At 70.5% G+C, this 24,866-nt stretch carries 17 protein-coding genes; 13 read left to right on the top strand and 4 right to left on the bottom strand.

The genetic code is table 11. The features are described from left to right. Positions 1–321: 321 nt before the first annotated feature. Together OHA89_RS10940 and OHA89_RS10935 are read left to right on the top strand one after the other, a co-directional pair. The gene (locus OHA89_RS10940) at positions 322–1,899 is read left to right on the top strand and encodes an RNA polymerase sigma factor (protein WP_266614581.1); all 1,578 of its coding nucleotides are present in this window, start codon (positions 322–324) and stop codon (positions 1,897–1,899) included. 115 nt (positions 1,900–2,014) lie between these two features. Continuing rightward, positions 2,015–2,950 (top strand): serine protease, encoded by a 936-nt coding sequence (locus tag OHA89_RS10935; protein WP_406366027.1) that lies wholly within the window; start codon positions 2,015–2,017, stop codon positions 2,948–2,950. Positions 2,951–3,079: 129 nt separating this feature from the next. Here the strand turns inward: OHA89_RS10935 and OHA89_RS10930 are convergent, their stop codons facing one another. Then, complete coding sequence (locus tag OHA89_RS10930) at positions 3,080–3,313, bottom strand: hypothetical protein (RefSeq protein WP_030028922.1); 234 nt, start codon at positions 3,311–3,313, stop codon at positions 3,080–3,082. Between the two features lie 448 nt (positions 3,314–3,761). On the opposite strand from OHA89_RS10930, the gene OHA89_RS10925 reads away from it, so the two are divergent. The 3 genes from OHA89_RS10925 (at position 3,762) to OHA89_RS10915 (ending at position 8,101) form a co-directional block, all read left to right on the top strand. Next, complete coding sequence (locus OHA89_RS10925; protein ID WP_215150788.1) at positions 3,762–5,882, top strand: type IIA DNA topoisomerase subunit B; 2,121 nt, start codon at positions 3,762–3,764, stop codon at positions 5,880–5,882. A 144-nt stretch (positions 5,883–6,026) separates the two neighbouring features. Then, complete coding sequence (locus OHA89_RS10920) at positions 6,027–6,512, top strand: DUF485 domain-containing protein (RefSeq protein ID WP_215148640.1); 486 nt, start codon at positions 6,027–6,029, stop codon at positions 6,510–6,512. Beyond that, the gene (locus OHA89_RS10915; RefSeq protein WP_406366024.1) at positions 6,509–8,101 is read left to right on the top strand and encodes a cation acetate symporter; all 1,593 of its coding nucleotides are present in this window, start codon (positions 6,509–6,511) and stop codon (positions 8,099–8,101) included. The genes OHA89_RS10920 and OHA89_RS10915 overlap by 4 nt, the downstream gene beginning before the upstream one ends. A gap of 6 nt (positions 8,102–8,107) precedes the next feature. Here OHA89_RS10915 and OHA89_RS10910 read toward each other — a convergent pair whose 3' ends face one another. After that, positions 8,108–8,806, bottom strand: a complete 699-nt coding sequence (locus tag OHA89_RS10910; RefSeq protein ID WP_215148644.1) for a response regulator — start codon at positions 8,804–8,806, stop codon at positions 8,108–8,110. Continuing rightward, entirely contained in the window at positions 8,803–10,404 is a 1,602-nt protein-coding gene (locus OHA89_RS10905) for a sensor histidine kinase (RefSeq protein WP_266942956.1), read from the bottom strand. Before OHA89_RS10905 ends, OHA89_RS10910 begins: the two co-directional genes overlap by 4 nt. A 230-nt stretch (positions 10,405–10,634) precedes the next feature. On the opposite strand from OHA89_RS10905, the gene OHA89_RS10900 reads away from it, so the two are divergent. The 6 genes from OHA89_RS10900 (at position 10,635) to OHA89_RS10875 (ending at position 21,243) form a co-directional block, all read left to right on the top strand. Next, complete coding sequence (locus OHA89_RS10900; protein ID WP_406366022.1) at positions 10,635–14,921, top strand: discoidin domain-containing protein; 4,287 nt, start codon at positions 10,635–10,637, stop codon at positions 14,919–14,921. Between the two features lie 175 nt (positions 14,922–15,096). Next, positions 15,097–16,107, top strand: a complete 1,011-nt coding sequence (locus OHA89_RS10895) for a LacI family DNA-binding transcriptional regulator (RefSeq protein WP_257553862.1) — start codon at positions 15,097–15,099, stop codon at positions 16,105–16,107. Between the two features lie 203 nt (positions 16,108–16,310). After that, the gene (locus OHA89_RS10890) at positions 16,311–17,708 is read left to right on the top strand and encodes an ABC transporter substrate-binding protein (protein WP_266614567.1); all 1,398 of its coding nucleotides are present in this window, start codon (positions 16,311–16,313) and stop codon (positions 17,706–17,708) included. A 76-nt stretch (positions 17,709–17,784) separates the two neighbouring features. Then, the gene (locus OHA89_RS10885) at positions 17,785–18,693 is read left to right on the top strand and encodes a carbohydrate ABC transporter permease (RefSeq protein WP_266614565.1); all 909 of its coding nucleotides are present in this window, start codon (positions 17,785–17,787) and stop codon (positions 18,691–18,693) included. Positions 18,694–18,708: 15 nt separating this feature from the next. After that, positions 18,709–19,584: a carbohydrate ABC transporter permease gene (locus OHA89_RS10880; RefSeq protein WP_257553859.1), complete on the top strand. Its 876-nt coding sequence runs from the start codon at positions 18,709–18,711 to the stop codon at positions 19,582–19,584. Between the two features lie 51 nt (positions 19,585–19,635). After that, complete coding sequence (locus OHA89_RS10875; RefSeq protein WP_266614564.1) at positions 19,636–21,243, top strand: glycoside hydrolase family 13 protein; 1,608 nt, start codon at positions 19,636–19,638, stop codon at positions 21,241–21,243. A gap of 34 nt (positions 21,244–21,277) precedes the next feature. Here OHA89_RS10875 and OHA89_RS10870 read toward each other — a convergent pair whose 3' ends face one another. Further along, positions 21,278–22,501 (bottom strand): citrate/2-methylcitrate synthase, encoded by a 1,224-nt coding sequence (locus OHA89_RS10870; RefSeq protein WP_406366021.1) that lies wholly within the window; start codon positions 22,499–22,501, stop codon positions 21,278–21,280. 70 nt (positions 22,502–22,571) lie between these two features. On the opposite strand from OHA89_RS10870, the gene OHA89_RS10865 reads away from it, so the two are divergent. Together OHA89_RS10865 and OHA89_RS10860 are read left to right on the top strand one after the other, a co-directional pair. Continuing rightward, positions 22,572–23,750, top strand: coding sequence for a citrate synthase (locus OHA89_RS10865; RefSeq protein ID WP_406366020.1), 1,179 nt, complete (start codon positions 22,572–22,574; stop codon positions 23,748–23,750). 24 nt (positions 23,751–23,774) lie between these two features. Beyond that, complete coding sequence (locus OHA89_RS10860) at positions 23,775–24,848, top strand: GTP-binding protein (RefSeq protein WP_266614561.1); 1,074 nt, start codon at positions 23,775–23,777, stop codon at positions 24,846–24,848. Positions 24,849–24,866 lie beyond the last annotated feature (18 nt).

Below are 24,866 nucleotides of genomic sequence, written 5' to 3'. Positions count from 1 at the left end.
GGCCCGGTCGGGTCCGGCGACACCGGCGTGCGGCGCCGCATCCGGCCCGGCAGAAACCGTGCGTATGACCCTATGACCGGCATTGCCGCATACGGGGTGTGACTCGGGCCACGAAGATTGGGCGTAACGCTCTGCGAGGTCACGCGATGACCTAAGAGGTGATGGCCGACGGAGGGAAGACAGCAGCCCTTGGGGGTGCTGTACAGCTCCCCGGCCCCTGCCCGCGCCCCCGGCCCATCCCCAGTCGGTGGTCGTCGGCTCCGGTCCAGCACCACCAGGCCCGGGGTCGGAACCCGTTCCCATCGTTCCGAGAGGTTGTTCGTGTCGGCCAGCACATCCCGTACGCTCCCGCCGGAGATCGCCGATTCCGAGTCTGTGATGGCGCTCATCGAGCGGGGCAAGGCCGAGGGGCAGATCGCCGGCGATGACGTGCGTCGGGCCTTCGAGGCTGACCAGATTCCTGCGACCCAGTGGAAGAATGTTCTGCGCAGCCTCAACCAGATCCTCGAGGAAGAGGGTGTGACGCTGATGGTCAGTGCCGCGGAGTCGCCCAAGCGCACCACCCGCAAGAGCGTCGCAGCGAAGAGCCCGGCAAAGCGGACGGCCACCGAGCCCGTGGCCAAGAAGACGGCGGCGCAGCCCGCGGCCACCGCCGCCGCGGCGTCGGCGGCCGATACGACGGACGCGGAGACCACGGACGCCCTGGCGCAGGAGCCCGGAACCGAACCCGCCGCGAAGAAGACGGCGGCCAAGAAGACGGCGGCGAAGAAGGCCGCGCCCGCCAAGAAGACCGCCGCCAAGAAGACGGCGGCGAAGAAGACCGCCTCCAAGAAGGACGCCGACGAGGCCGGTGGCGAGGAGACCCCGGAGGAGGGTCCCGACGCCGCCAAGGCCGAGGCCGACGAAGAGGAGGAGGGCGGCGAGAACAAGGGCTTCGTCATCTCCGACGACGAGGACGACGCGCCCGCCCAGCAGGTGGTCGTCGCCGGTGCCACCGCCGACCCGGTCAAGGACTACCTCAAGCAGATCGGCAAGGTCCCCCTCCTCAACGCCGAGCAGGAGGTCGAGCTCGCCAAGCGCATCGAGGCCGGACTGTTCGCCGAGGACAAGCTGGCGAACTCGGACAAGCTGGCGCCCAAGCTCAAGCGCGAGCTGGAGATCATCGCGGAGGACGGCCGCCGTGCGAAGAACCACCTGCTGGAGGCCAACCTCCGCCTCGTGGTGTCCCTCGCCAAGCGCTACACCGGCCGCGGCATGCTCTTCCTGGACCTGATCCAGGAGGGCAACCTGGGCCTGATCCGCGCGGTCGAGAAGTTCGACTACACCAAGGGCTACAAGTTCTCCACCTACGCGACGTGGTGGATCCGCCAGGCGATCACGCGCGCCATGGCCGACCAGGCCCGCACCATCCGCATCCCGGTGCACATGGTCGAGGTGATCAACAAGCTCGCCCGCGTGCAGCGCCAGATGCTCCAGGACCTGGGCCGCGAGCCCACCCCGGAGGAGCTGGCCAAGGAACTCGACATGACCCCCGAGAAGGTCATCGAGGTCCAGAAGTACGGCCGAGAGCCGATCTCCCTGCACACGCCGCTCGGCGAGGACGGCGACAGCGAGTTCGGCGACCTGATCGAGGACTCCGAGGCCGTCGTCCCGGCCGACGCCGTGAGCTTCACGCTCCTGCAGGAGCAGCTGCACTCGGTGCTCGACACCCTGAGCGAGCGCGAGGCCGGCGTGGTCTCGATGCGCTTCGGCCTCACGGACGGCCAGCCCAAGACCCTCGACGAGATCGGCAAGGTCTACGGCGTCACGCGTGAGCGCATCCGCCAGATCGAGTCGAAGACGATGTCGAAGCTGCGCCACCCCTCCCGCTCCCAGGTGCTGCGCGACTACCTCGACTGACCGGCACCGGGCCGGCGGCGATACCGACACCGGCGCCGGTGGCCGCGCGGGTGCGCACGGCCACCAGGCATCCCACTCTGGGTGTAGTCATGCACACTCGGAGTCAGGAGGCCTCATGCGTCGTCCCATTGCCCGCGCTCTGGCGGGAGCGCTGACCCTGGCGGCGGGAGCGGCCGCGGCACCGCTGACCCAGGCACCGCAGGCGGCCGCGGACAGCGTGGTGATCGGCGGCAAGCCGGTGAAGGTCGGCGAGAGCCCCTGGGTCGTGGCCCTCGCCAGCCGTGACCGGTTCGGGGGTACGCGGGGCGGCCAGTTCTGCGGGGGCGTCGTCGTGGCCCCGACGAAGGTGCTGACGGCGGCCCACTGCCTGGGCCGCGAGGTGCTGGGCGGCCCGGTCGAGTCGGTCAGCGATTTCCGGGTGGTCGCCGGGCGTACGGAGCTGCGGGCGACCGACGGCCGGGAGATCGCGGTGCGCGGTGCGCGGGTGAACCCGGAGTACGACCCGCGCAGCAATGCCGGGGACCTCGCAGTCCTGGAACTCGCGGAATCCCTGCCGGCGCACTACGTGCTCCCCATGGCCGGCGCGGGTCACGCCTCGTACGCGCCGGGGACGGAGGCGGCGGTGTACGGCTGGGGCGACACCAGCGGTTTTGGTGACTACGCGTACGCACTGCGTGCCGCGCGGGTGACCGTGCTGTCCGACGAGGTCTGCGGGCGGGCCTATCCCGGGGACGCGAACGGTCAGTACCGGGCGGAATCCATGGTGTGCGCGGGCGACGGCGTCGGCGGGAAGGACGCATGCCAGGGCGACAGCGGGGGACCGCTGGTGGCCCAGGGGCGGCTCATCGGCCTGGTGTCGTGGGGGCGCGGCTGCGGCCGGGCCGACAGCCCGGGGGTCTACACGCGCATCGCGCCGCTGGTCGGCTTCGTGACGGGCCCGGAGAGCGGCGCGCAGCTGGCCGGGGTCCAGGACACCGGCCCGAGCCCCGGGAGGGCCTCCGGGCCGGGTGCAGGGCCCGTACAGGGGCATCGCACGGAGAAGGGCCCGTAAGCCGCCGGCCGTGATGGAGCGGCGGCGGGCCCGGGTATGAGGACGGGCGGCACCCCTGGGTCTCAGGAATGCCGCCCGTCGACCGGCCTGGCCGGTCCTGGCTCGTCGGATGCGAGGAACAGGCCTGTGTCAGCGGTCCTCGGGTTCGGCATGGGCAGCCGGAGCGGACGTGAGCCGCTCGGTCTCATCCTGTATTTCCGCGGCGATCTTCTTGAGTTCCGGCTCGAACTTGCGACCGTGGTGGGCGCAGAAGAGCAGTTCACCGCCGCTCAGCAGGACGACGCGCAGATATGCCTGGGCGCCGCAACGGTCGCATCGGTCAGCGGCCGTCAGCGGGGTCGCGGGTGTCAGAACAGTAGTCACGTCGCCTCTTCTCTAGCTCGACGAGCTGTCGTACCAGGGTCAACATCCAACCAGGCCGAAAACGTTCCCGCTCGCGGCTTTTCCTCGAAACTTCCTTCCGAAGCTGGCCGGCTGTTGCCGGTTGGCGGCGAAGGAGCCGTATTGCGTTGCTCTACGGTTTCGCGTTGTCAGTCGTTCGCTTGTTGCAGTTCCATCCTCCCCCGGCGTGAGTGCCAGGTTGTTCATGAGGACGTGCCCGAACCCTAAATGGTTCATGCCTGGAAGGGAACGTGATGTTTGCTTCACCCCCACGGGGGATCGAACATCCGTGCGGATCTGGACTAGGCTGAGGAATGCGCGAGGGTGGCGTTGCATCGGCTCTACCTGGCCTCGGTACCCTTCGACCGGCAACCGAGCCACCCCTGCGCCCTGCCGGGCCAGAAAAGAAATTCAGCGAGGAGCGAACTGCGTGACCGCCGACACGTCCGTGCCTTCCAGCGCGCTGCTGTCCGGAGCAGACCGGGACGGTTCCAACTACACCGCGCGGCACCTGCTCGTCCTCGAAGGGCTGGAGGCCGTCCGCAAGCGCCCCGGCATGTATATCGGCTCGACCGACAGCCGAGGCCTCATGCACTGCCTCTGGGAGATCATCGACAATTCCGTCGACGAGGCCCTGGGCGGGTACTGCGACCACATCGAGGTGATCCTCCACGAGGACGCCTCCGTGGAGGTCCGGGACAACGGCCGCGGCATCCCCGTGGACGTCGAGCCCAAGACCGGCCTGTCCGGCATCGAGGTCGTCATGACCAAGCTGCACGCCGGCGGCAAGTTCGGCGGCGGCTCGTACGCGGCCTCCGGCGGCCTGCACGGCGTCGGCGCATCCGTGGTCAACGCCCTCTCGGCCCGGCTCGACGTCGAGGTCGACCGCAACAGCGCCACCCACGCCATCAGCTTCCGCCGCGGCGTCCCCGGCATGTTCACCGAGCAGGGCGCCGAGAGCCCCTTCGACCCCGCCAACGGCCTGCGCAAGGTCAAGCGGGTCGCCAAGGGCAAGACCGGAACCCGGGTCCGCTACTGGGCCGACCGCCAGATCTTCCTCAAGGACGCCCGGCTCAACCTGGAGACGCTCTACCAGCGCGCCCGCCAGACCGCCTTCCTCGTCCCCGGCCTGACCCTGGTGGTCCGCGACGAGCGGGGCATCGACGGGGCGGGCAAGACCGAGGAGACCTTCCGCTTCGACGGCGGCATCAGCGAGTTCTGCGAGTACCTCGCCCAGGACAAGGCCGCCTGCGACGTACTGCGCCTGACCGGCACGGGCACCTTCAAGGAGACCGTCCCGGTCCTCGACGACCGCGGCCACATGACCCCCACCGAGGTCACCCGCGAACTCGGCGTGGACATCGCCCTGCGCTGGGGCACGGGCTACGAGACCAACGTCAAGTCCTTCGTGAACATCATCGCCACCCCCAAGGGCGGCACCCACGTCTCCGGCTTCGAGCGCTCGGTGGCCAAGACCGTGAACGAGGTGCTGCGCTCGGCGAAGCTGCTGCGCGTCGCCGAGGACGACGTGGTCAAGGACGACGCGATGGAGGGCATGACGGCCGTCGTCACCGTCCGCCTCGCCGAGCCCCAGTTCGAGGGCCAGACCAAGGAGGTCCTCGGCACCTCGGCCGCTACCCGGATCGTCGCCGCCGTCGTCGCCAAGGAGCTCAAGGCCTTCCTGACCTCCACCAAGCGCGACGACAAGCAGCAGGCGCGCTCGGTGATGGAGAAGATCGTCGCGGCGGCCCGGACCCGGATCGCGGCCCGCCAGCACAAGGAGGCGCAGCGCCGCAAGACCGCGCTGGAGTCCTCCTCGCTCCCCGCCAAGCTCGCCGACTGCCGCAGCGACGACGTGGACCGCAGCGAGCTCTTCATCGTCGAGGGCGACTCCGCCCTCGGCACCGCGAAGCTCGCCCGCAATTCCGAGTTCCAGGCGCTCCTGCCCATCCGAGGCAAGATCCTCAACGTCCAGAAGTCCTCGGTTTCGGACATGCTCAAGAACGCCGAGTGCGGGGCGATCATCCAGGTCATAGGAGCCGGCTCGGGCCGGACCTTCGACATCGACGCCGCCCGGTACGGGAAGATCGTCCTCCTGGTCGACGCCGATGTGGACGGCGCGCACATCCGCTGCCTGCTGCTCACGCTCTTCCAGCGGTACATGCGTCCGATGGTCGAGGCGGGCCGGGTGTTCGCGGCCGTGCCGCCGCTGCACCGGATCGAGCTCGTCCAGCCGAAGAAGGGCCAGGACAAGTACGTCTACACGTACTCGGACAACGAGCTGCGCCAGACCCTGCTGGAGTACCAGCGCAAGAACATCCGGTACAAGGACTCGATCCAGCGCTACAAGGGCCTCGGCGAGATGGACGCGGACCAGCTGGCGGAGACCACCATGGACCCGCGCTTCCGCACCCTGCGCAGGATCAACATCGGTGACCTCGACTCCGCCGAGACGGTCTTCGACCTGCTCATGGGCAACGAGGTGGCCCCGCGCAAGGAGTTCATCACGAGCTCCGCGGCCACCCTGGACCGCTCGCGCATCGACGCCTGACCCGGCGGGTACGCCTCGCACACCGTCGCTCTTCGCTCCATCACCTGAAGGAGTGAAGAGCGACGGGACATCAGTCCGGAAAGGGACCATTGAGCACATCCTTGTGAGCACGCGGCCAATGCGGCAGCGGACAAGGAGAGTTCGGTGGACAAGCACGAAGGTCGTGATGCCGGAACGATCCGGCTGGACGACCCCTGGTACGACGCGCTGGCCGTCGGCTGGGGCGAAGGGGAGGAAACGTCCCCGCCTCAACCGGCCCCCGGCGGCCGCCCCGCGCACGGGGCGTCCGACATCTACCTCGAAGTGCAGCGCAGCGCCGCCTTCCAGGAGGTCCGCAGCCGCTACCGCAGGTTCGTCGTCCCCGCGACCGCCGGTTTCTTCCTCTGGTACGTCGCCTACGTGGTCGCTGCCACCGCGGCGCCCGGCCTGATGGCCCGGCCCGTGGCGGGCGCGGTGAACGTGGCCATGCTGGCGGGGCTCGGCCAGTTCCTCAGCACCTTCCTGCTGACCTGGGCCTACGCACGCCACGCGCGGCTTCGCCGGGACCGGGCCGCGCTCGACCTGCGCTGGACCGTCTTCGAGCAGGAGCGCGACCAGGAGCGGAACCGGGCGAAGGGGGCAGGCCGGTGACCACCGAGCACCAGACCCTCGCGCTGATCCTGTTCAGCGTCTTCATCGCGGTGACGCTGGGCATCACCACCTGGGTCAGCCGGAACCGGCACGGGTCGGCGGAGGAGTTCTACGCAGGCGGGCGGCTGTTCTCCCCACTGGAGAACGGTTTCGCCATCGCGGGCGACTACATGTCCGCCGCGTCCTTCCTCGGCATCTCCGGACTGATCGCCCTCTTCGGCTACGACGGATTGCTGTATTCGGTGGGGTTCCTCGTCGCCTGGCTGGTGGTGCTGTTCCTGGTCGCCGAACTCGTCAGGAACTGCGGGCGTTTCACCCTCGCCGACGTGGTCGCCGCCCGGATGAGCGAGCGGCCCGTGCGCATCGCGGCCGGCACCTCGTCGGTGGTCGTCTCCGTGCTGTACCTCGTCGCGCAGATGGTGGGCGCGGGCAGCCTGGTCGGCCTGCTGCTCGGGAGTTCGACCCCAGCGGCCCGGACGCTCGCGGTGATCGGCGTGGGCGCCCTGATGGTGGTCTACGTGTCCTTCGGCGGGATGCGGGCCACGACGTGGATCCAGATCGTGAAGGCCGTGCTGCTGATGGGCGGGGCGATCACCCTCACGGTGCTCGTGCTCCTGCGCTTCCACGGGAACTTCGACCAGCTGCTCACCACCGCCGCCGACCGCAGCGGGCACGGGCTGCGCTTCCTGAGCCCCGGCCTCAAGTACGGCGGGGACTGGACCGCCCGCTTCGACTTCATGAGCCTGGGCCTCGCGCTGGTGCTGGGCACCGCCGGGCTGCCGCACATCCTGTCGCGCTTCTACACCGTGCCCACCGCGCGAGCCGCCCGCCGGTCGGTGGTGTGGGCGATCGCGCTGATCGGCGGCTTCTACCTGATGACCATCGTGCTCGGCTTCGGGGCGGCCGCCCTGGTGGGCCCGGACCAGGTGCGGGCCTCCAACGCTTCGGGGAACACGGCCGTTCCGCTGCTCGCGGCCTTCCTCGGCGGCGGCGTCGGCTCCACCGGGGGCGCGGTGCTGTTCGCCTTCGTGGCGGCCATCGCCTTCGCCACCATCCTCGCCGTGGTAGCCGGGATCACCCTCGCCTCCTCGGCCTCCGTCGCGCACGACCTGTACGCCTCCCTCAAGCGCCGGCACGCCAGGCAGCGCAGCGAGGTGTCCGTGGCCCGGATCGCGGCCGTCGGCATCGGGGCGGTGGCGATCGCGCTGGGGCTGCTCGCGCAGAACCTCAACGTCGCCTTCCTGGTGGGCCTGGCCTTCGCGGTGGCGGCCTCGGCCAATCTGCCGGTGCTGCTGTACTCGCTCTTCTGGCGCGACTTCACCACGCGGGGAGCCGTCTGGGCGGTGTACGGAGGTCTGGTTCCGGCGGTGCTGCTGGTCGTCCTGTCGCCGGTGGTCTCGGGAAGCCCCGAATCGCTCTTCCCGGGCGTGGACTTCCAGGTCTTCCCGTTGCAGAACCCGGGCATCGTCTCGATTCCGCTGGGCTTCCTGGCGGGCTGGCTCGGCACCGTGACCTCGGGTGAGGAAGCGGACGAGCGCAGGCACGCGGAGACCGAGGTGCGTTCGCTGACCGGGGCCGGTGCGGTGTGAGCCCGCTCAGGAGCCGTCGGACGGGCGCCAGGTGTAGCGGTGCTCGGGGCGGCCGGTCTCGCCGTAGCGCAGGGCGAGCGTGACGCGGCCGGTGCGGTCCAGCAGCTTCAGGTAGCGCTGGGCGGTCTGGCGGCTGATGCCCGCGCGGTCGGCGATCTGCTGGGTGGAGAGCGGGCCTTCGGCCGAGAGCAGGACCTGGCGGACCACTTCCGCGGTGGTGGGGGAGTGGCCCTTGGGGAGGTCGTTCGGGGACCCGGCGGTGGCCAGGGCGCCGAAGATCCGGTCCACCTCGGCCTGTTCGGCCTCGCCGCCGGTCTCCAGGGTGCGGCGCAGCGTCCCGTACGCCTCCAGCTTGGTGCGCAGGCCGGCGAAGGTGAAGGGCTTGACCAGGTACTGGAGGGCGCCGAGGCGCATGGCGGCCTGGACGGTGGCCAGGTCGCGGGCGGCCGTCACCATGATCACGTCGGTGCGGAGGCCGCGTTCGCGCAGGCGGCGCACCAGGTCCAGGCCGTTCTCGTCCGGGAGGTAGTGGTCGAGGAGGATCAGGTCCACGGGGTGGGCGGTGAGGAAGTCGAGGGCCTCGGCCGCCGAATGGGCCTGGGCCGCGACCCGGAAACCGGGAACCTTCGCCACATACGCCGCGTTGATCCGGGCAACGCGCATGTCGTCGTCGACGACCAATACGTGAATCGGGGTCTCGTTCATCGCAGGGCCTCCGGGAGTACGACGGAGAACTCCGCCCCTCCGTCCGCTGCCTCGCCGGCCCGGGCGCTGCCGCCCTGCCGTTCCGCGAGACGGCGTACGAGGGCGAGGCCCAGCCCGCGCTCGCGGTGTGCCTTGGGCTGCTTGGTCGACCAGCCCTCCGTGAAGATCTCCTCGCGGCGTGCGGCAGGGACCCCGGGGCCGCTGTCGCGCACCCGCAGCACGGCTGTGCGGCCTTCGGCGCTCAGCTCCACTTCGACCAGGGGCGCCGTCGAACCGACGGCGGCGTCCAGGGCGTTGTCCACCAGGTTGCCGAGGATGGTGACGAGGCCTCCCGGGTCGACCACGCGGTCGGGGAGGAAGGTGGTTCCGGCCAGCCGCAGGGGGACGCCGCGCTCCGCCGCGACCGTCGCCTTGCCGACGAGGAGGGCCGCCAGCAGGGGGTCGTGGACCTTCTCGGTGACCTGCTCAGCGGTGGTGCGGTGCACGCCGACGACCTCGGTGACGAACTCCACGGCCTCCTCGTGCAAGCCCAGCTCCAGCAGGCCGAGGAGGGTGTGGAGGCGGTTCGCGTGCTCGTGGTCCTGGGCGCGCAGGGCGTCGATCAGGCCCCGGGTGGAATCGAGCTCGCGGCCCAGGTGCTCCAGCTCGGTGCGGTCACGCAGGGTGGCGACGGCGCCGCCGTCCTCGGTCGGCATCCGGTTGGTGACCAGGACGCGCGGCCCCTGCACGGTGACCAGGTCGCGGCCGGTGACGCGGCCCGACAGGACGTCGGCGGTGCGCCCCGCGCCCAGTACGTCGTCCAGCGGGCGTCCGGCGAGGGAGGCGGCGGAGTCCGGGGTGAGGCCGAGCAGGCGGGCGGCCTCGTCGTTGACCAGCCGGATCCGTCCCTCCCGGTCGAGGGCGATCACGCCTTCGCGGATGGAGTGCAGCATCGCCTCGCGCTCGGCGAGCAGGCCGGCGATGTCGGAGAAGGCGAGGTCCCTGGTCTGCCGGTGGATCCTGCGGGACAGCAGGTAGGCGGCGAGTGCGCCCGCCGCGAGGGCCCCGCCCGCGTAGGCGAGCAGGCCGGGGATGGCGCCGAGCAGCCGGTCGTGGACGCTGTCGTAGGCGATGCCGACCGAGACGGCGCCGATGATCTCGCCGTCGGCGGCCAGGAGCGGGACCTTGCCGCGGGCCGAGCGGCCCAGGGTGCCCTCGTCGATCTCCATGACCTCGCGGCCCGCCAGGGCGTCGCTGGGGTCCGTGGAGACGGGCAGCCCGATCCGGTCGGGGCTGGGGTGCGAGCGGCGGATGCCGTCCAGGTCGAGGACGACCACGTACTCGGCGCCGGTGGCCCGGCGGATCCGCTCCGCCGAGGACTGTACGGGGCTGTCAGCCGATGGCCCGGAGTCCAGGAGGTCGGCGGCCAGCGAGGGGTCGGCCGCGGCGCTCTGCGCGATGGCCAGGGCGCGCCGCATGGCCTGGTCGTCGAGCTGGGCGCTCAGCGGGGCCAGGAACAGCCCGGTGGCCAGGACGACGACCCCGCCGGCGATGGCCAGCTGGGTGAGCAGGATCTGGGAGACGGCCCGTCTGGGCAGCCCGAGGCGCCGAGCGCTCATGAGGAGGAACCGCATGAGTAGCAACGGTAGGTCGGCTCGGGCATAAGCGGAATTTCCATGGTGGACGCAAATCGCTTGCGCTATTTGCGCCCAGCTTGCGCAAGTGTTGACGGCATGAAAGTGCGGTCATGGCAGTAGACGACTGAGCAATGCTCTGCAACTCTCGCACCGCACGCTGCAAATTCCTATCTCACCTGGTTCAGAAAACTCATGCCGAGGGACGAGGACATATGAGAAGGCTCAACTGGAGATGGCGGGCACTCGCCGCCCTCATCACCACAGCCCTGCTGATCACGGGCTGGCCCGCCCTGAGCGCGGTGGCCGCCGGCGGTCCGAGCATCGCGGCGGGCCGCCCCGCGGCCGCGAGTAGTAGCAACGGCGCCTACGGGCCCGCCAACGTCACCGACGGCAACCAGTCGACGTACTGGGAGAGCGCCGGCGGCACCCTCCCGCAATGGGTGCAGACCGATCTCGGCGCCACCACCCGGGTCGACCAGGTGGTGCTCAAGCTGCCCGCCGCCTGGGAGAGCCGCAACCAGACCCTGTCCGTCCAGGGCAGCGCCGACGGCACCACGTTCAGCACCCTGGTCGGCTCGGCCGCCTACACCTTCGGCCAGGGCAGCGGGAACGTGGTGACCATCGCCTTCCCCGCCACCCAGACGCGGTACGTCCGGATCGACATCACCGCGAACACGGGCTGGCAGGCCGCGCAGCTCTCCGAGCTGGAGGTCCGCGCCCCCGGCGAGTCCTCCGCCAACCTGGCGCTCGGCAAGACCCTGACCGCGAGCAGCAGCACCCAGGTCTACGTCCCGGCCAACGCCAACGACGGGAACGCCGCCAGCTACTGGGAGAGCGCCAACAACGCCATGCCCCAGTGGATCCAGGCCGACCTCGGTGCCTCCGTACGCGTGGACCGCGTGGTCCTGCGGCTGCCGGAGGGCTGGGGTGCCCGTACCCAGACCCTGAAGCTCCAGGGCAGCGCCAACGGCTCGGACTACACCGACATCACCGCCTCCAGGGGCTACGACTTCAACGCGGCCGGCGGCAACGCCGTGACGATCACCTTCGACGCCGCCGCCACCCGCTACCTCCGCGTGCTGATCTCGCTCAATTCCGTGCAACCCGGCGGCCAGCTCTCCGAGCTGGAGATCTACGGGCCGCAGACGGGCGACACCCAGGCGCCTACGGCCCCGACCGCGCTCGCCTACACCGAGCCCGCCACCGGCCAGATCAAGCTCACCTGGCAGGCGGCCACCGACAACGTGGGCATCACCGGCTACGACGTCTACGCCAACAACCAGCTGCGCACCACCGTGGCCGGCAACGTCACCACCTACACCGACACCCAGCCCACGAGCGCCACCGTCAGCTACTTCGTGCGCGCCAAGGACGCGGCCGGCAACCAGTCCCCGAACAGCAACAGCGTCACCCGCGCCGGGGACACCGGCGACACCCAGGCCCCGACCGCCCCGGGCTCCCTGACCCTCACCGAACCCGCCGCCGGCCAGGTCAAACTCACCTGGCAGGCCTCCACCGACAACGTGGGCGTCACCGGCTACGAGGTGTACGCGAACAACCAGCTGCGCACCACCGTCGCGGGCAACGTCACCACCTACACCGACACCCAGCCCACGAGCGCCACCGTCAGCTACTTCGTGCGCGCCAAGGACGCCGCGGGCAACCGCTCCGGCGACAGCAACACCGTGACCCGCAACGGCACCGGGGGCGGTGGTTCCAACCTCGCCGTGGGCAAGCCGATCGCCGGCTCCTCCGTGATCCACACCTTCGTCGCGGAGAACGCCAACGACAACAGCACCAGCACCTACTGGGAGGGCGCGGCCGGTGCCTATCCGAGCACCCTCACGGTGAAGCTCGGAGCCAACGCCGACCTCGACCGCATCGTCCTCAAGCTCAACCCGGACAGCGGCTGGGGCACCCGTACCCAGAACATCCAGGTTCTCGGCCGGGAGCAGAGTGCCGCGGGGGTCACCGGTCTGGTCGCCGCCAAGGACTACGTCTTCGACCCGGCGTCCGGCAACACCGTCACCATCCCGCTGACCGCCCGCATCGCGGACGTGCAGCTGCGCTTCACCGCCAACACCGGGGCCTCCAATGGTCAGATCGCCGAATTCCAGGTCATCGGCGTCCCGGCGCCCAACCCCGACCTGGAGATCAGCGCGCTGAGCGCGGCCCCGGCCACCCCGGTGGAATCGGACTCCGTCACCCTCTCCGCGACCGTCAGGAACAGCGGCCCGGCCCCGGCCGCCGCCACCGCCGTCTCCTTCCGGCTCGGCGGCACCAAGATCGCCGCGGCCGACGTGCCCGCGCTCGCCGCGGGAGCGACGGCCACCGTCACCGCCGGGATCGGCCCGCGCGACGCGGGGACGTACCCGCTGAGCGCGGTCGTGGACGAGGCGAACACGGTCGTCGAGCAGAACGACAGCAACAACACCTTCACCGCCTCGCCGCTCGTGGTCCGCCCGGTCGACAGCTCGGACCTGGTCGCTTCGGCCGTGAGCTGGTCGCCCGGCGCACCCTCCGCGGGCCAGCCGGTGGACTTCACCGTCACCGTGAAGAACCAGGGCACGGTGGCGGCGGCCGCCGGCACGCACGGGGTCACCCTCACCCTGCAGGACGCGGCCGGCGCCACCGTCCGCACCCTGACGGGATCCTTCGGCGGCGCCCTCGCGGCCGGTGCCTCCTCGGCCCCGATCGCGCTCGGCAGCTGGCCGGCCGCCAACGGCAAGTACACCGTCAAGGTGGTGCTCGCCGACGACGCCAACGAACTGCCGGTCAGGCGCGGCAACAACACCTCCACCAAGCCGTTCTTCGTGGGCCGCGGGGCGAACATGCCCTTCGACATGTACGAGGCGGAGGACGGGGCCGTCGGCGGCGGAGCCACTGTCGTCGGACCCAACCGCACCATCGGTGACATCGCGGGGGAGGCCTCGGGCCGCAAGGCCGTCAGCCTCGACGCGACCGGCGAATACGTCGAGTTCACCACCCGGGCCGCGACCAACACCCTGGTCACCCGCTTCTCCATCCCGGACGCCCCGGGCGGCGGCGGCATCGACTCCACCATCAACGTCTACGTCAACGGCACCCTCAGGAAGACCCTGCCGCTGACCTCCAAATACGCCTGGCTGTACGGTGCCGAGGCCTCACCGGGGAACTCGCCCGGCTCCGGCGCGCCGCGGCACATCTACGACGAGGCCAACATCCTGCTGGGCGAGACCGTCCCGCAGGGCAGCAAGATCCGCCTCCAGAAGGACGCGGCCAACACCTCCACCTACGCGATCGACTTCGTCAGCCTGGAGCAGGCCACGGCTCTTCCCAACCCGGACCCGGCGACCTACACCGTGCCCGCCGGCTTCACCCACCAGGACGTGCAGAACGCCCTGGACAAGGTCCGGATGGACACCACCGGCAAGCTCGCCGGCGTCTACCTGCCGCCGGGCGACTACCAGACGGCGAGCAAGTTCCAGGTGTACGGCAAGGCCGTGCAAGTGGTCGGCGCCGGACCGTGGTTCACCCGATTCCAGGCCCCGTCCTCCCAGGACAACACCGACATCGGCTGGCGGGCGGAGGGCACGGCGAAGGGCTCGTCCTTCTCCGGCTTCGCCTACTTCGGCAACTACACCTCGCGCATCGACGGCCCGGGCAAGGTCTTCGACTTCTCGAACGTCTCCGACATCACCATCGACAACATCTGGAACGAGCACATGGTGTGCCTCTACTGGGGCGCCAACACGGACCGGATCACCATCAAGAACTCGCGGATCCGCGACATGTTCGCCGACGGCATCAACATGACCAACGGCTCCACGGACAACCTCGTGACCAACAACGAGGCGCGGGCCACGGGCGACGACAGCTTCGCGCTGTTCTCCGCGATCGACGCGGGCGGCTCGGACATGAAGAACAACGTCTACGAGAACCTGACCTCGATCCTGACCTGGCGCGCGGCCGGTGTCGCCGTCTACGGCGGCTTCAACAACACCTTCCGCAACATCCACATCGCCGACACCCTCGTCTACTCGGGCATCACCATCAGCTCGCTGGACTTCGGGTATCCCATGAACGGCTTCGGGACGGATCCGACGACCTTCGAGAACATCTCGATCGTCCGGTCCGGCGGCCACTTCTGGGGGGCGCAGACCTTCCCGGGAATCTGGCTGTTCTCGGCCTCGAAGGTGTTCCAGGGGATTCGGATCAACAACGTCGACATCGTCGACCCGACGTACAGCGGAATCATGTTCCAGACGCAGTACGTCGGCGGTCAGCCGGTCAATCCCATCAAGGACACCATCCTGAGGGACATCACCATCACCGGGGCGAAGAAGAGCGGCGACGCCTTCGACGCGAAGTCCGGCTTCGGTCTCTGGGCGAACGAGATGCCCGAGGCGGGACAGGGCCCGGCGGTCGGTGAGGTCACCGTCCACAACCTGAAGACGAGCGACAACGCCGTGGACGTACGGAACACGACCTCGACGTTCAAGATCAACCAGCTGCCGTAGCCGCTGGGCAGACAGTGGGTGGGGCGCCTCCGCGGTGCCCCGCCCGCGCCGCGGCCATCTCCGGGCGGGGGCGAAGCCCCTCTGGTCCGACCTCTTTCGGACCGGGCTTACATGCGCCAAACTGGCCCTAATCGAACCGCAAGGAACTTGCATTCCTTGCGCTAGTCTTGCGCTCATGACGCGACGACTTGCTCAAGTGGCGAAGAAGGTGGGAGTCAGCGAGGCAACGGTCAGCCGGGTGCTCAACGGCAAGCCGGGCGTCTCGGAGGCGACCCGCCAGTCCGTGCTCACCGCCCTGGACGTCCTCGGGTACGAGCGCCCCACCCAGCTGCGCGGCGAGCGTGCCCGGCTGGTCGGGCTGGTCCTGCCCGAGCTCCAGAACCCCATCTTCCCCGCCTTCGCCGAGGTCATCGGCGGTGCGCTGGCCCAGCAGGGGCTCACCCCGGTGCTGTGCACCCAGACCACCGGCGGGGTCTCGGAGGCCGACTACGTGGAACTGCTGCTCCAGCAGCAGGTGTCCGGAGTGGTCTTCGCCGGCGGCCTCTTCGCGCAGGCCGACGCCCCGCACGAGCACTACCGGCTGCTGTCCGACCGCAAGGTTCCGGTGGTGCTCATCAACGCCTCCATCGAGGACCTCGGCTTCCCGTGCGTGGCCTGCGACGACGCCGTCGCGGTCGAGCAGGCCTGGCGCCACCTGGCCTCGCTCGGGCACGAGCGGATCGGCCTGGTGCTGGGCCCGCCCGACCACATGCCCTCGCTGCGCAAGCTGGTGGCCGCCCAGGCGGTGGCCGCCGCGGCGGGCACCGAACTGCCCGAAGCCCATGTGGAGCGGGCGCTGTTCTCCCTGGAAGGAGGCCATGCGGCCGCCTCCCGGCTGCTGGACCGCGGGGTGACCGGCATCATCTGCGCGAGCGACCCGCTCGCGCTGGGCGCGGTACGAGCGGCCCGCCGCCGGGGGCTGCACGTACCCCGGCAGGTCTCCGTGGTGGGCTACGACGACTCGGCCTTCATGAACTGCACCGAGCCCCCGCTGACCACCGTCCGGCAGCCCATCGAGGCCATGGGCCGGGCCGCCGTCGAACTGCTCACCGCGCAGATCCAGGGCGCCGCCGTGCAGCCCGGCGAGCTGCTCTTCGAACCGGAGCTGGTGGTCCGCGGCTCCACCGCACAGGCCCCGCGCGGCTGACCCTCGTAGCGCCCGCGCAGCTGCGCCCAGGGCTCCGGAACGTCACACAGACGTTCCGGAGCCCTTTTTGCGTTCCCCGTCCGACATCTGACTGTCAATGTATTACGAAATCTGCGCGAGATATTGCGTTCATCTATCGGCGGTGGTTGAGTGTGCCGCGCTCGCCCCCACGCCTCCTGCCCGATGCTCGAAGGGGACCACCGATGAGAACCAACGTCCGCCGCAACGTCGCGGCAGCCCTCGCCTCCGCGCTCGCCGTGACCGCCCTCGCAGCCTGCGGCACGAGCAGCAGCGGCGACGGCAAGCCCCAGGCCGCCGGCGGTTCCACCGACGCCTCCGCCCCGCTCGACCCGAAGACCAAGGTCACCCTCTCCATCGACTGCATGCCGCCCCCGGCGAAGGCGGCCGAGCTCAAGGAGTGGAAGGAGGACGTGGCGGAGTTCAACAAGACGTACCCGAACGTCACCATCGAGGGTCGCTCCACCCCCGGCCAGTGTCTGGAACCCCCGCGCTTCACCGCGATGCTGAAGGCCAAGTCCCAGCCGGACGTCTTCTACGCCTACTTCACCGACCTCCAGCAGGTGCTGGACAACGACGGGGCCGAGGACATCTCGGCGTACGTCACCCCCGCCTCGGTGCCCGCGCTCGACGACATCGACAAGAACGTGACGGACGTCCTCAAGCGGGACGGCAAGCTCTACGGCCTGCCCACCAGCAACTACACGATGGGCCTGCTGGTCAACCGCAAGCTCTTCCAGCAGGCCGGCCTCAACCCCGATACCCCGCCGCGCAGTTGGGAGGAGGTCCGGGCGGCCGCCAAGAAGATCGCGGCCCTGGGCAACGGAGTCGCCGGCTTCGGCGAGTACAGCGTGGAGAACACCGGCGGCTGGCACTTCACGGCCACCACGTACGGAATGGGCGGCGACGTCGTCGGCGCCGACGGCAAGGCCGCCTTCAACAACGCCACCGGCGCGCGAATCGTCGACAACCTCCACGCCATGCGCTGGGAGGACGACAGCATGGGCAAGACCCAGCTGCTCAAGTGGGGCGACCTGCAGAAGCAGATGGCCTCGGACAAGCTCGGCATGTTCCTCGCCGCGCCCGACGACATCACCTACATGGTCCAGCAGCTCGGCGCCAAGTACGAGAACTTCGGCATGGGCCCCATCCCGGGCGGCGCGGCCACCCTGGCCGGCGGCAACGGCTACATGATCAAGAAGGGCAGCTCGCCCGACAAGGTCAAGGCCGCCGTCGCCTGGCTCAACTTCAAGACCCTCGCGGTCGGCAAGGGCCAGTTCCAGTACGACCGCAGCAAGGCCGACGGCCTGCCGGTCGGCCTGCCCCAGCCCGCCTTCTTCACCGGAGCCAGCAAGGCCAAGGACGACGAGCTGAAGGCGGCGAGCGCCACCATGCCGGTCGCCAACTTCAAGGCCTTCCTGGACAACCCGGTGCCCGGAAAGCCGGAGCCGGTGAAGGCGCAGGAGATCTACAAGGTCCTCGACAAGGTGATGTCGGGGGTCCTCACCAACAAGGACGCGGACCCGGCTCAGCTCCTCGGCGACGCCGAGAAGGCGGTCAACCAGGTGCTGGGGAACCAGTAGCGGCGTCCGGGGGTCCCCGCCGGGACCCCCGCCTCCCGCGCACCGAAGACGACGACCCACCAAGGAGCGAGCGCCGATGCCGGCCCCCACCCTGCCCCGAGCCTCCCGTGCGGAGTTCCGCCGGGCGCTCAAGCGGAACCTCACGGCCCACGGCTTCCTGATCGGCGCCGTCCTCTGCTTCTCCTTCTTCTCCTGGTACCCGATGGTCCGGGAGTTCCTGCTGGCCTTCCAGAAGACCGAGAACGGCGCCACCCGCTGGGTCGGCTGGGACAACTTCGCCTACGTCTTCGGGGACCCGAACTTCTGGCAGGCCTGGCGCAACACCCTGCTCTTCACCGGACTGGCCCTGCTCCTCGGCTTCGTGGTCCCGTTCGTGGTGGCCCTGGTGCTGAACGAGTTCCGCCACGGCCAGGGCTATCTGCGCCTGCTCGTCTACCTGCCGGTGATGATGCCGCCGGTGGCCTCGGTCCTGCTCTTCAAGTACTTCTACGATCCCGGATACGGCCTCTTCAACAGGGCGCTGGAGTTCCTGCACCTCCCCGCGCAGGACTGGCTGCAGTCCACCGACACCGCGATGCTCTCGGTCGTCATCGCCTCCACGTGGATGAACATGGGCGGTGCGACCCTGATCTACCTCGCCGCGCTCCAGGGCATCCCCGGTGAGCTGTACGAGGCCGCCGAACTCGACGGGGCGGGGCTCCTGCGCAAGATCTGGCACGTCACGATCCCGCAGACCAAGCTGATCCTCTCGCTCCTGCTGCTGATGCAGATCATCGCGACGATGCAGGTGTTCGTCGAACCGTTCCTGCTGACCGGCGGAGCCGGCCCCGAGGGCTCGACCACCACCGTCGTCGTCCTCATCTACCAGTACGCCTTCAGTTTCAACCAGTACGGCGGCGCCGCGGCCCTGGGCCTGTGCCTGCTCGTCCTGCTCGCGGGCTTCTCCGCGCTTTACGTCCGCCTCAGCCGCGACAACGAGAGCTGACAAGGAGCCCCTCACATGGCAGAGCGCACGCTGATATCGCCGGCGCAACTGGGCCGCACCCGGGGCAGGATCCTGTACTGGACCGCCCTCGTCCTGGTCGTCGGCGGCTTCACCCTCGTCTTCCTCGGCCCCCTGTACTGGATGGCCGCGAACGGCCTCAAGAGCACCGAGGAGTTCGCCCAGGTCCCGCCGACCCTGGTGCCCGACTCCCTGCACACCGCCAACTACACGGCCGCCTGGAAGGTCATGGACCTCGCCAAGCTGCTGTTCAACACCCTCTACTACGCCTTCGGGGCGCTGGCCTTCCAGCTCGTCCTCGACGTGGCCGCCGCGTACTCGCTGTCCAAGCTGCGCCCCGTCCTCGGCAAGGCCGTGCTCGGCATGATGCTGGCGACCCTGATGATCCCGGCCACCGTCCTGGTCGTGCCGCAGTACCTCACGGTGCTCGACATGCCGCTCATCGAGCGGAACCTGCTCAACACGCCCTGGGTGATCTGGCTGCCGTCCGTCACCAACGCCTTCAGCATCTTCTTGCTGAAGCGGTTCTTCGACTCCATCCCGCAGGAGATCCTCGACGCCTCCGCCATCGACGGGGCGAGCGCGGTCCGCACCCTGCGCTCGATCGTCCTGCCGATGTCCAGGCCCATCCTGGGCGTCGTGTCGATCTTCGCGATCGTCGGGGTCTGGAAGGACTTCCTCTGGCCGATGCTCACCCTCCCCGACCCGGCGCTCCAGACGCTCAACGTCGGCATCTACTCACTGGCCTCGGGAGTCCCCGAGAACCATCTCATCGCCGCACTCGCGATGGCCTCGGTGCCCACGCTCGTCATCTTCCTGATCTTCCAGCGCAACATCATGAGCGGCCTGACGGCGGGCTCCCTCAAGGGCTGACGTCCGCAGCCCGCACCGCCACGCCCGGCCGCCCCCGTGAAAGGACCCCTCGTGGCTGACTTTCCCCTGCCCGAAAACGCCGCCGACTGGTGGCGCTCGGCCGCCATCTACCAGGTGTACGTACGCAGCTTCGCCGACGGCGACGGGGACGGCACCGGTGACCTCGCGGGCGTCCGGGCCCGGCTGCCCTACCTCGCCGAACTCGGCGTGGACGCCCTGTGGTTCACCCCCTGGTACCTCTCACCCCTCGCCGACGGCGGCTACGACGTCGCCGACTACCGCACCATCGACCCCGCCTTCGGCACCCTCGCCGAAGCCGAGAAGCTCATCTCCGAAGCCCGCGAGCTGGGCATCCGGACCATCGTCGACATCGTCCCGAACCACGTGTCCGACCAGCACGCGTGGTTCAGGGCCGCCCTCGCGGCCGGCCCCGGCAGCCCCGAACGGGAGCTGTTCCACTTCCGCCCGGGACGCGGCGAGCACGGCGAACTGCCCCCGGGGGACTGGCCGTCGCAGTTCAACGGGGCCACCACCTGGACACGGGTGCCGGACGGGGAGTGGTACCTGCACCTCTTCACCCCGGAGCAGCCCGACCTCAACTGGGACCACCCCGCGGTCCGTCGCGAGCACGAGGAGGTCCTGCGCTTCTGGTTCGAGCGGGGCGTGTCCGGCGTACGCATCGACTCCGCGGCCCTGCTCGCGAAGGATCCGGCCCTGCCCGACCTGGCCGGCCGCTCACCGGAGCCCTGGCCCGGAGAGACCCACCCGTACATCGACCGCGACGAACTGCACACCATCTACCGCTCCTGGCGCGCCATCGCCGACGCGTACGACGCGATCTTCGTCGGCGAGGTCTGGCTGCCCGACTCCGAGCGCTTCGCCCGCTACCTGCGCCCCGACGAGCTGCACACCGCCTTCAACTTCTCCTTCCTCAGCTGCCCATGGGACGCACGGCGGCTGCGCACCTCCATCGAGGAGACGCTCGCCGAGCACGCGCCCGTCGGGGCTCCGGCCACCTGGGTGCTCTGCAACCACGACGTGACCCGTACGGTCACCCGATACGGGCGCGCCGAGACCGGCTTCGACTTCGCCGCCAAGATCTTCGGGACCCCGACCGATCTGGCGCTCGGCACCCGGCGGGCCCGTGCCGCCGCCCTGTTGACGCTGGCCCTGCCCGGCGCCGTGTACGTCTATCAGGGCGAGGAACTGGGTCTGCCGGAAGCTGACATACCGATCAGCCGGATCCAGGACCCGATGCACTTCCGCTCCGGCGGCACCGACCCCGGCCGGGACGGCTGCCGGGTCCCGCTGCCGTGGACCGCGGAACCCTGGAACGACCCCTGGCTGCCGCAGCCCGCGAGCTGGCCGACGTACGCCGCCGACCGGCAGGACGGCGACCCGGACTCCATGCTGACCCTCTACCGGACGGCGCTCGGGCTGCGCCGCGCGGCGGCCGGCTTCGGCGGCGGCTCGCTGGAGTGGCTGCAGGCGCCGCCCGGGGTGCTGGCCTTCGTCCGCCCCGACGGACTGGTCTGCGTGGTCAACCTGTCCGAAGGGCCGGTCCCGCTGCCGGCCCACACCCAACTCCTGCTGGGCAGCTCCGCCCTTGACGACACGGGGCTGCTCCCGCAGGACACGGCGGTCTGGCTGCGGACCTGACGCCGCGGCCGGACCGCCCCCGCCCCACCGCCCGTCACGGCATCGGCTGGGGTGGGCGGGGTCCGTGGTACTCCCCGCTCGGCCGCATCCGCAGCGGCCGCTCCTGGTACTCCTCCAGCGCGTGCGCGATCCAGCCCGCCGTGCGCGCCACCGCGAAGACCGTCTCCCCGGCCTCCGCCGCCATCCCGCACGACACCGTCAGCACCGCCAGCGCCAGGTCCACATTGGCGTGCAGCCCGCCCTGCCGGGCCATCACCGCGGCCACCTCGCGTGCCGCGGCCAGCGCGGGGGCCGCCTGCGGCAGGCCCTCCAGCCGTGCGAACAGCGCCTGCGCACGCGGGTCCTCGCCCCGGTACAGCCGGTGGCCGAGCCCCGGCACCCGGCGCCCCGCCCGGAGGTACTCCGCCACCACCGGCGCGGCTCCGCCCCGCTCCAGCACCTCCACCAGCATCCGGTGTGCGAGCCGTCCGGCCGCGCCGTGCAGCGGCCCCTCCAGCGCGCCGAGCCCGGCCGACACCGCCGCGTACGGATGTGCCCGCGCCGACGCGGCCACCCGTACCGCCAGGGTGGAGGCGGCCAGATCGTGGTCCACGAGGAGCCCCAGCGCCAGGTCCAGCGCGGCCAGCGCGTCCGGGTCCGGCTCGCGGGCCGTCAGCCGCGGCCACAGCTGCCGGGCCGTCCGGCCGTCCCCGGCCCACCCCGGCGGACCCACCACCGGCAGGGAGCCGACCAGCGTGGGGATCAGGCAGCGCGCGGAGCCCAGTACCGCCTCCTCGGAGAGGTCGAAGCGCAGCGGATCCGCCACCGCGGCGGCGGCGACCGCCACCCGCAGCATGTCCACCGGGCCGCTGTGCTCCGGCAGGGCGGCCACCGCCCGGCGGGCCGCGGCGAGCGGCTCCGGGGGAGCGGTGAACCGCGCCCCGCGCGGGAGCGTTCCCGTCCAGAGCCACTCCGCGACCTCCTCGAAGGCGTACCGCGAGGCCAGGGCCACGGCGTCCACGCCCCGGAAGTAGTAGCGGTCCGGCTCGATGAGCGTGAGGGCCGTCCGTACGGCGAGCTCCCCGGCCGGGACCGCCGCCTCGCGCCGGCTGCGCCGGGCCAGCTCCTCCACCTCACGGGCGTCGAAACTGCTGCCGCGCCCCACCAGGTCGCGGCGGCTCGTGAGCTGACCCCGGCTGACGTAGGCGTACACGGTCGCGGGCTTCACCCCGAGCAGCTCGGCGGCCTGCCGGGTGCTGAGCCGTCGCTCTTCGTTCATGCACGCCAGCCTACATAGGTTGATTCAATCAATATTGACAAGGATTCCATCAATCATCGATGGTCGATGCATGAACACCACCGACACCACCGACACCACCGTCAGTACCTTCGAAGGCCCGCGCGGTCTCGCGGGAGTCGTGGTCACCGAGACCGAGCTCGGTGACGTCCGGGGCCGTGAGGGCTTCTACCACTACCGTCAGTTCTCGGCCGTCGAGCTCGCCGAGAGCCGCAGCTTCGAGGACGTGTGGCACCTGATGTTCCGCGGCACGCTGCCCGCGGACGCCGCCCAGCGCGCCGCCTTCACCGCCGAGACCGTCCCGCTGCGCCGGCTGCCCGCCGAGGTACGGGACGCCCTCCCCGCGCTGGCCAGGGCCTGCGCGCTCTCCGGACCGCTCGCCGGACTGCGTACCGCGCTCTCGCTGCTCGGCGCATCCGCCGGATTCCGCCCGGTCTACGACCTCGACCCGGGCCGCCGGGCCGCCGACGCGCTGGCCGCCTGCGCCGCCGTACCGACCCTGCTCACCGCGCTGCACCGGCTGGGGCAGGGGCTGGAGCCGGTGGAGCCGCGCGACGACCTCCCGTACGCGGCCAACTACCTCTACATGCTGACCGGGCAGGAGCCCGACCCGGTCACGGCCCGCGCGATAGAGCGGTACCTGATCTCCACCATCGACCACGGATTCAACGCCTCCACCTTCACCGCCCGCGTCATCGCCTCCACCGGCGCCGACGTCGCGGCCTGCCTGACCGGCGCGATCGGCGCGCTCTCCGGCCCGCTGCACGGCGGCGCCCCGAGCCGGGCCCTGGACACGCTGGACGCCATCGGCACCGCGGACCGGATCGGTCCGTGGATCCGCGAGCGGGTCCTGGCGGGGGAGCGGATCATGGGCTTCGGCCACCCCGTCTACCGCACCGAGGACCCCCGCTCACGCATGCTGCGGGACATCGCCCGCGACTTCGGCGGCCCCCTGGTGGACTTCGCCGTCGAGGTCGAGCGTCAGGTCGAGGAGATCCTCGCCGAACTCAAGCCGGGCCGCGAACTGCACACCAACGTGGAGTTCTACGCGGGCGTGGTCATGGACCTGTGCGGGCTCCCGCGCGAGATGTTCACCCCGACCTTCTGCGCGGCCCGCGTGGTGGGCTGGAGCGCGAACATCCTGGAACAGGCCGCCGATTCGAAGATCATCCGGCCTGCCGCCCGGTACACCGGGCCCACCCCGCCGCAGCCGGTGCCCGCGCTCGGCTGACGACACCTGGATACGATCGACCGGGTGAACAGCAGGCAGCCCATCCCCGTCGTCGTCCTCGCCGGATTCCTCGGATCCGGCAAGACCACCGTGCTCAACCACCTCCTCGCCCACCGCGCCGGCACCCGGATCGGGGTCGTCGTCAACGACTTCGGGTCGATCGAGATCGACGCCATGTCGGTGGCCGGCCAGGTCGGCGACTCGATGGTCTCCCTCGGCGGCGGCTGCCTGTGCTGCGCCGTCGACGGCAGCGAGCTCGACGCGTACCTGGAGAAGCTCGCCGCCCCCGTGCACCGCATCGACGTGATCGTCATCGAGGCGAGCGGGCTGGCCGAGCCCCAGGAGATGATCCGGATGCTCGTGGCCAGCGAGAATCCCGGCATCCGCTACGGCGGCATGGTGGAGGTCGTGGACGCGGCGGAGTTCGACGCGACCCGGTCCCGGCACCCGGAGACCGACCGGCACCTCGCCGTCGCGGACCTGGTCGTGCTCAACAAGACCGACCGGGTCGATGACGTGGAGCGGGCCCGGATCGAGGGCCTTCTGGGCACCCTGTGCGCTCCGGGCACCCCGGTCGTCGGCGCCGACCACGGGCGGATCGACCCCGAGCTGCTCTTCGACCGGCGGCCCTGGACCGAGACCCGCGGACAGCTCTCCTTCGAGGACCTGCTCGCGGAGGCAGAGGACCACGACCACGACCACTGCTCGCACACACACGCGGCGTACGAGAGCCTCGAGTTCGTCACCGAACAGGCCCTCTCGCCGCGCCGGTTCATCGACTTCCTCGACCGCCGCCCGGCCGGGCTCTACCGGATCAAGGGCTTCGTCTACTTCGGCGTTCCCGGACACGAGGAGAGGTACGAGGTCCACGCGGTCGGCCGGTTCCTCCGCTTCGCCCCGCGGCCCTGGGGCCGGGGCGAGCGCCGGCTGACGCAGCTGGTCCTGATCGGCTCCGGCACCGACGGGCCGGGCCTGCTGGGCGAACTGGAAGCCTGCCGCGAACCGGCCCCGCACGAGGCGCGCCCGGAGAGCATGTGGGGCGTCCTCCGGTACGTCGCCCGGCCCGCGGAACCGGAGGCCGAAACGGCCGAGGCCTAGGCCGTCTAGGTCCTGTCC

This window comes from Streptomyces sp. NBC_01546 (assembly GCF_045208355.1).
Lineage (GTDB): Bacteria > Actinomycetota > Actinomycetes > Streptomycetales > Streptomycetaceae > Streptomyces.
This window is presented reverse-complemented; position numbering and strand designations above follow the sequence as displayed.

Excerpts from the sequence above, each read along its gene's own strand:
- OHA89_RS10935 (WP_406366027.1), top strand. The coding sequence starts at position 2,015 with ATGCGTCGTCCCATTGCCCGCGCTCTGGCGGGAGCGCTGACCCTGGCG.
- OHA89_RS10910 (WP_215148644.1), bottom strand. The coding sequence starts at position 8,806 with ATGAACGAGACCCCGATTCACGTATTGGTCGTCGACGACGACATGCGC.
- OHA89_RS10905 (WP_266942956.1), bottom strand. The coding sequence starts at position 10,404 with ATGAGCGCTCGGCGCCTCGGGCTGCCCAGACGGGCCGTCTCCCAGATC.
- OHA89_RS10900 (WP_406366022.1), top strand. The coding sequence starts at position 10,635 with ATGAGAAGGCTCAACTGGAGATGGCGGGCACTCGCCGCCCTCATCACC.
- OHA89_RS10895 (WP_257553862.1), top strand. The coding sequence starts at position 15,097 with ATGACGCGACGACTTGCTCAAGTGGCGAAGAAGGTGGGAGTCAGCGAG.
- OHA89_RS10890 (WP_266614567.1), top strand. The coding sequence starts at position 16,311 with ATGAGAACCAACGTCCGCCGCAACGTCGCGGCAGCCCTCGCCTCCGCG.
- OHA89_RS10885 (WP_266614565.1), top strand. The coding sequence starts at position 17,785 with ATGCCGGCCCCCACCCTGCCCCGAGCCTCCCGTGCGGAGTTCCGCCGG.
- OHA89_RS10880 (WP_257553859.1), top strand. The coding sequence starts at position 18,709 with ATGGCAGAGCGCACGCTGATATCGCCGGCGCAACTGGGCCGCACCCGG.
- OHA89_RS10870 (WP_406366021.1), bottom strand. The coding sequence starts at position 22,501 with ATGAACGAAGAGCGACGGCTCAGCACCCGGCAGGCCGCCGAGCTGCTC.
- OHA89_RS10865 (WP_406366020.1), top strand. The coding sequence starts at position 22,572 with ATGAACACCACCGACACCACCGACACCACCGTCAGTACCTTCGAAGGC.